The organism is Azospirillum palustre (assembly GCF_002573965.1).
Taxonomy (GTDB): Bacteria; Pseudomonadota; Alphaproteobacteria; order Azospirillales; family Azospirillaceae; genus Azospirillum; species Azospirillum palustre.
This window is the reverse complement of record NZ_PDKW01000036.1, coordinates 26667-31626: the sequence shown is the minus strand read 5'-3', so window position 1 is coordinate 31626 and position 4960 is coordinate 26667. Positions and strand designations below refer to the sequence as shown.

At 68.1% G+C, this 4960-nt stretch carries 2 protein-coding genes; one reads left to right on the top strand and one right to left on the bottom strand.

Translation table 11 applies throughout. From position 1 onward, the window contains the following. The coding region (locus CRT60_RS36025; protein WP_161957929.1) for a beta strand repeat-containing protein at nt 1-2893 on the bottom strand (2893 nt) is incomplete at its 3' end. A 744-nt stretch (nt 2894-3637) separates the two neighbouring features. Between CRT60_RS36025 and CRT60_RS00595 the strand changes: the two genes are divergently transcribed. Then, nucleotides 3638-4960: tetratricopeptide repeat protein (locus tag CRT60_RS00595; RefSeq protein WP_244592191.1), on the top strand; the 1323-nt coding region annotated here is incomplete at its 3' end.

Below are 4960 nucleotides of genomic sequence, written 5' to 3'. Positions count from 1 at the left end.
TCTCGATGCCCGAAACCACCATGGTGGTGCCGGTGTCGCCGATGGTGATGACGTCGGTGCCCACGCCGCCGGTCAGGATTTCCAGACCGCGGACCGTGGTGGTGCTGCCAGCCGAGCCCAGCGTGATGACGTCGGTGCCCGCACCGCCGATCAGGAACTCCAGCGCGACCGTCTGGAAGGTGCTGCCCGTCGAGCCGATGAAGACCAGGTCGCTGCCCGCGCCGCCCTGCAGGAACTCGATGCCCGAGGTCAGCAAGGTGTTGCCGGAGGTGCCCAGAATGACGGCATCGGTCGCCGTGCTACCGGTCAGGGTCTCCAGACCCGAAACCAGCAGGGTGCCGCCCGCAGTGCCGATGGTGATGGCGTCGGTCGCCGCACCGCCGGTGATCGTCTCCAGCAGGCTGGCGAGGATCGTGTTGCCGGCCGAACCCAGGCTGACGACGTCGGTGCCCACGCCACCGGTCAGGGTCTCCAGACCCGAAACCAGCAGGGTGTTGCCGGCCGTGCTCAGCGTGACGACGTCGGAGGCCGTGCCACCGATCAGCGTCTCGATGCCGTTGACGGTCAGCGTGTTCGCCGTGTCGCCCAGGGTGACGACGTCGGTGCCGACACCGCCGGTCAGCACGTCGATGCCGCGCAGCAGCACCGTGTTGCCGGCCGTGCCCAGCGTGACGACGTCGGAAGCCGTGCCGCCGACCAGAACCTCAACGCCCGAAACCAGGACGGTGTTGCCCGTGGTGCCGAGGTAGACGAGGTCGGAGGTGCTGCTGCCGGTGATCGTCTCCAGCAGGCCGGTGAGGATGGTGCCGCCAGCCGAGCCGAGGGTGACGACGTCGGTGCCCACGCCACCGGTCAGGGTCTCCAGACCCGAAACCAGCAGGGTGTTGCCCGCCGTGCCCAGCGTGATCACGTCGGTGGTCGTGCCACCGATCAGCGTCTCGATGCCGCCGGCTGTCAGCGTGTTGGCGGTGTTGCCCAGCGTGACGACGTCGGTGCCGACACCGCCGGTCAGCACGTCGATGCCGCGCAGCAGCACCGTGTTGCCAGCCGTGCCCAGCGTGACGACGTCGGAAGCCGTGTCGCCGACCAGAACCTCAACGCCCGAAACCAGGACGGTGTTGCCCGTGGTGCCGAGGTAGACGAGGTCGCTACCGGCGGCGCCGGTGATCGTCTCCAGCAGGTTGGTCAGGATGGTGTTGCCGGCCGAACCCAGCGTGACGACGTCGGTGCCCACGCCACCGGTCAGCGTCTCGACCAGGGAGACCAGCAGGGTGTTGCCCGCGGTGCCCAGCGTGACCACGTCGGTGGACGAACCACCGGTCAGGGTCTCGATGCCGCCGACGGTCAGCGTGTTGGTGGTGTCGCCCAGGGTGACGACGTCGGTGCCGACACCGCCGGTCAGCAGCTCAAGGCCACGAACGATCAGCGTGTTGCCGGCCGTGCCCAGCGTAACGATGTCGGAAGCCGTGCCGCCGACCAGGATCTCGAGGCCGGAAACCAGGACCGTGCTGCCAGCCGAACCGAGCGTGACGATGTCGGTGCCGACACCACCGGTCAGGGTCTCGAGGACATTGACCAGCAGGGTGCCGCCGGCAGTGCCCAGCGTCACGACGTCGGTGCCGACGCCGCCGGTCAGGGTCTCGAGGGCATTGACCAGCAGGGTGTTGCCGGCCGTGCCCAGCGTCACGACATCGGTTGCCACCGTGCCGCTCAGCGTCTCGATCGCGCCGACCGTGATGGTGCTGCCGCCGCTGCCCAGCGTCACGACGTCGGTACCGACGCCGCCGGTCAGGAGCTCAACCCCGTTGATCAGCAGGGTGGTGCCGGTCGTGCCCAGCGTCACGACGTCGGAAGCCGCCGTACCGGTCAGCGTCTCGATCACGCCGACCGTGATGGTGCTGCCGCCGGCCGCCAAGGTGACGACGTCGGTGCCGACACCGCCGGTCAGGATTTCGATGCCGCCGACCAGCAGGGTGCTACCAGCCGTGCCCAGCGTGACCACGTCGGTGCCGACGCCGCCGGTCAGGGTCTCGAGGGCATTGACCAGCAGGGTGTTGCCGGACGTGCCCAGCGTGACCACATCGGTGCCGACGCCGCCGGTCAGGGTCTCAAGGCCGCCGGCCAGAACCGTGTTGCCGGCCGTGCCCAGCGTGACCACGTCGGTGCCGACGCCGCCGGTGAGCGTGTCGATCAGGTTCACCAGCAGGGTGTTGCCCGCGGTGCCCAGCGTGACCACGTCGAGGGCGGTCGTGCCGGTCAGCGTCTCGATCGCGCCGACCGTGATGGTGCTGCCGCCGGTGCCCAGCGTCACGACATCGGTGGCGTTGCCGCCGGTGATGGCCTCGATACCGCTGACCAGCAGGGTGTTGCCGTTGTTGCCCAGCGAGATCACGTCGGTGCCGACGCCGCCAGCCAGGGTCTCGATAGCCGCGACCGCCAGGGTGTTGCCAGCCGTGCCCAGCGCGATCACGTCGGTGCCCGACGAACCGAGCAGCGTCTCGAGGCCGCCGGCCAGAACCGTGTTGCCGGACGTGCCCAGCGTAACGACGTCGGTCCCAACACCGCCGGTGATCGTCTCAAGCAGGTTCACCAGCAGGCTGTTGCCAGCCGTGCCCAGCGTGACGATGTCGGTGCCGGCACCGCCGGTCAGGGTCTCCAGCGCGGAAACCAGGATGTTGCTACCAGCCGAGCCGAGCGTAACGACGTCGGTCCCAACACCGCCGGTGATCGTCTCAAGCAGGTTCACCAGCATGGTGGAGCCGGACGTGCCAATCGTGACCACGTCGGTGGTGGTGCTACCAACCAGGGTTTCCAGCAGCGAAACCTGGAGGGTGGAACCGGAAGTCAAGGTGATGAAATCGGTGCCGGCGCTGCCGATCAGGGTCTCAAGCATCGAAATCGACACCGTGTTACCGGCCGTTCCGAGCGTGATGACATCGGTGCCAACGTTACCGATAATCGTAGAGAACTGCCCCAATGTTAGGGTTGAACCCGTAGTTACGTCTACGGTGTAGGGTCCAGCCATTAGTAATCCCCTTCAGGTTTGGTTCGCCGGCGGATGAACCATTCTAAGGTGTGCGCCACACTGGATGCAGGCAGACAGACTCAGTCCTAGCGCGACCTAACACACCGTGCCCTTGTTATCCGAAGGACTGCGCCTATGGCAATCCGTTTCTACCGAAGTGGGTAGACCGAACTGGCCGGTCTTGTGACACTCTGTGAGGCCGTTATCCTGGACGGCGAAGTGCCATTCCCCCAAGTCTTTGCAATGCCTTGCGAAATGCCCGGTATGGCGAAATCGCCACAGCATGCACGAAGTTGGTGGTACCCACAGTTCCGTCCGCCTCCAGGCGGGAGCGTGACCCCGGGAAGGAGGAAGCCGTTCTCGAATCGAGTGTACGGCGACGAAGACTTGCGTGACCTTCACAACTTGGCCGCCCGATCTGCCGCCAAGCTCTGGCTTCCACGATGACAGCCACGTTGTTACAAGTTGATAACACGGCCTGTATTTCGTTTGCCGCGGCAGCGAGGATGCGCTTGGAGAATTCGGGAACACCCGTTATTCCCTTGCGGCAACCGGCGCCGCCGGACAGCCGCCACACGAAGACACCCAAGGGCCAGGGACGACCGATCGAGCATGGCGACCATTCAGGACGCGCTCGCCGCAGCAGTGCGGCATCATCAGAGCGGCAATCTGGCCGCGGCAGCGCGGATCTACCGCCGTATCCTGGAGATCACGCCCGAGCAGTCCGACGCGCTGCATCTGCTGGGGCTGGTCGCCCGCCGCGCCGGACAGGGGGGAGCCGCACTCCGCCTGATGATCCGTGCCCTGCGGATCGATCCCGCCATAGCGGAAGCGCGGCTGAATCTGGGCAATCTGCTGCGCGACCAGGGCCATGCAGCCGGGGCGGCGGCGGCTTACCGCAACGCCATCGCACTGCGCCCCGACTTCACCGCCGCCTATGAGAATGTGGGCGGCCTGCTGCGCGGGCTGTCGCGCCCTGCCGATGCCCGGGACGCCTATCGCCGGGCGATCCGCCTCTCCCCCGCCGGGTCGGAAGGCCATGCGGGGCTGGGCAATGTCCTGCAGGAGGGCGACGACCTGCAGGATGCCGTCGCCTCCTATGCCCGCGCCATCGCCATCGACCCCGCCCATATGGCCGTCTGCAACAACCTGGGCATCGCGCTGCGCTCCCTGGACAAGACGGGGGCCGGGGCGGAGGCGGCAACGGCGTGGCATCGCCGCGCGGTGGCGCTCGATCCCTATTTCGCCGCCGGCTACAGCAGCCTCGGCCTGGCCTTGCAGGAATTGGGACGGCTGGAGGACGCGGCGCACGCCCATGCCCGCGCCGTCGCCGTCGATCCGGGCTTCGCCGGCGGCTATGCCAACCACGGCAACGCCCGGCTGAACCAGAACCGGCTGGACGAGGCGGTCACCGGCTTCCGCCGCGCCGTCGCCATCGACCCCGCCGGCCCGGATGCCCGCCGCAACCTGGGCATGGCCCTGCTGGTCGGCGGCCGTTTCGAGGAGGGCTGGCGCGAGTATGAATGGCGGCTGCGCTGCAAGGACGCGCCCGCCCAGGCCGCCATGCCCAAGCCGCGCTGGACGGGAGAACCGCCGGATGGCCGCCGCATCCTGCTGCACGGCGAGCAGGGGCTGGGCGACAGCCTGCAATTCTGCCGCTACGTTCCCCTTGTGGCGGCGCGCGGCGGCCGGGTGATCCTGGGGGTGCCGGCGCCGCTGAAACGGGTGCTGGCCGGCCTGCCCGGCGTGGAGCGGGTCGTCAGCGGCCAGCTCGGCACCGACGATTTCGACCTGCACCTGCCGATGCTGAGCCTGGGCGAGGTGTTCGGCACCCAGATGGACACCATCCCGCACCGCGTTCCCTACCTGTCGGCGGAGCCCGATCTGGTTGCGCGCTGGGGCGAGCGGCTGAAGGGTCCGGCAAAGGACGGGGGC